We start from the raw sequence: 2,614 nt of genomic DNA on the forward strand, positions 1-2,614 counted from the left end.
ATATGCTACTTTGTAAGTCTTTAGTAGTAATTAATTCGCTAATATAAGTAGTTTTGCCAGTTAAATTCCTAGTATTAATTTCTATGAATTTTTTTAAAGGGTCAACTTCATCACTGCTAATTTTATCTAAAACTTCTCCATCTTCATTAAGATAATAAAATGCTGAAAATGTATTTAAGTCTAAATTTTTTAAACTAGGATTCATCTCAAGTGCTTTTGAATATAAATCTAGTCTAATTTTATGCTGTTTTATAGCATTTTGAATACTATGAGAAATCAATTTGTTATTATTAATTAGTTTATCATTGACTGTTGTAAAATTTACATAAAAACTAAAAAATAATACTAATACAAGTAAAATAAAAGTAATAAAAAAATTTTTTCTTAAAAGCCAAATTATATTATTAAACTTAAGCACTTAAATCCTTCTTTGATAATTCGTTTTTAAAATAACCCTTAAAATATAAACTAATTATAAGTGATGGTAATAAAAACAAAGAACCGCATAATAATAAAATCATAACTAAAACAGTCAGTAATCCAAAATAAATAGTAGGTGTAAAATTAGAGCTCATCATAAGACAAAATCCTAAAACAATAGTGCAAGTTGTATAATAAAGTGCTGAACCAATACTTTGATGACTTGCCCTAATAGCATCATTTAAATTCCTTTTTTTGATTTCTTCTTTAAATCTATGCACATAATGTATTATATCATCAACTCCAATTCCAATAGAAATTGCTGCAATTGTAATACTCATTAAATCAAGGCTTAACCCGCTAAAAGCAATAATCGCAAATAATAATGAAATAGGAATCAAATTAGCAATTATTCCAATAATACTAAATCTTATATTTCTAAAAATTATTAAAAACAATGCAAATAAGCTAAGTATAACAAAATTAAGAGTATCTACTTGAGAACTTATAAGTGAGCTTAGCATATTGTTATAAAGCACCATAACTCCACTTACTTGAATATTTATATTATCATTTTTTGTAAGTTCTCTTAAATTATCATTTAAATCTTTTAAAAATTTAGCTCTTTTTAAAGTTTTATCACTATCAACCATTCTAATTGCTATTCTAAATTCTTTTGATTTTTCGTTGTAATATGGATAAATAATTTGCTTTTTAGTGCTTTCTTCAAGGTTATTTTGCAATATATTTAGCAAAAAGCCATCAATATCTTTACCATTATTCATAGATTTTGCAAAATCTAAAAGCGAATAAAGGCTTAAAACACTGCCTACATAATTTTGATTTTCTAAGAAATTATGAATTTTTTTTAGAATTTCTACTTTTGATGGTGTTAAATAGTACTTATCACTATTATCTAAAAATTCAGCAAACTCATCAGCTTGTTCATCGTCTTCATCGTTAAATTTAACAATTACATCTAACGGAAGCGTTCCACCTAATTTTTCATCAATTAATAATAAACCTTTTTTAATATCACTACTATCTTTAAAATAATTCACAAAACTATTTTCAGCACTAAGCTTTGGAATTGAAACAATGGCAAAAACGACTATTATCAAGCTTACAAAATATACTATTTTTCTATGATTTATTGCAGTATTTGCACAAAACAATAAAAACTTAGGCTCTTTAGCAAAATATACATTTTTAAAATCTTTTTTTGCAAGTAACAAATAAGGCAAATATAAATAACATAAAAGCAAACTAACACTAATACCAATGCTCATCATAACGCCTAATTCACTAATAGGTTTTATTCCTGAAAAAACAAGACTTAAAAACCCAACTACGGTTGTTAAAATAGCATAAAAGCTAGGTTTTGCCTTAGCTAATAATGTGTGTCTTACTTGTGTTAATCTATCTGTATTTTTATTAAAGTTTATAAGTTCTGAAAAATGAGATAATAAATGCACTATAACAGAAATTGTAATAATTAAAACCAATGCTACATAATTACTTGAAATAACGGTTATATTATAACCCAAAATCGCCAAAATTCCCGTCGTGCTAAAAAGAGAAATTAAACATATAAACATACAAACAAATACAAAATACAAACTTCTAAAAAATATAAAAATAGCAATTGATAATAATACAAACAACCCTATTCCATAAACATATAAATCAGATTTAACATAAGTAATCATATCACTTGCAATAACGCTCATCCCACCTAAAATCAAATCATTATCAAGCGCAAATTGCTTTAATGTAACAATCAAATCATCTGGGTTATTTGCATATATTAAAAAATCAACAACCGAATAATCTTTGCTAATTAAATTCTTTAAATAAAATTTATTTTTACTTATTTCATCTTTAGCTTTTAATAAATTAGCTCCTTCATTTATACTTTTTCCATCACTTAAAAATAATGGAGCATTTAAAATACTAAGAACTGATTTAACACCATCTATTTTTAATAGTTTTTTCTCTATATTTTGAAGTTTTTCAATACTTTCAATACTAAAGACATCGCCTTGGCTTTTATAGGCTAATACTAAAAAATCTTGAGAACCAAAAGTTTTTATACTTTCATTAAATAGTTGTAAATCCTTATCATCTTCTAAGAAAAAGCTAGTTGATTTTGCTTCAACTTCTATCTTAGTAGAATAATATGATAACCCTAAAC

General features: G+C 24.6%; 2 protein-coding genes. Both read right to left on the reverse strand.

Translation table 11 applies throughout. From position 1 onward, the window contains the following. A partial coding sequence (locus tag KJQ97_RS09090; RefSeq protein ID WP_214120646.1) for a hypothetical protein occupies window positions 1-418 on the reverse strand: 418 nt, incomplete at its 3' end. Then, the coding region (locus KJQ97_RS09095; RefSeq protein WP_250325873.1) for an efflux RND transporter permease subunit at window positions 411-2,614 on the reverse strand (2,204 nt) is incomplete at its 5' end. The genes KJQ97_RS09095 and KJQ97_RS09090, both read right to left, overlap by 8 nt.

Source organism: Campylobacter sp. 2018MI01 (assembly GCF_018501205.1).
Classification (GTDB): Bacteria; Campylobacterota; Campylobacteria; order Campylobacterales; family Campylobacteraceae; genus Campylobacter_E.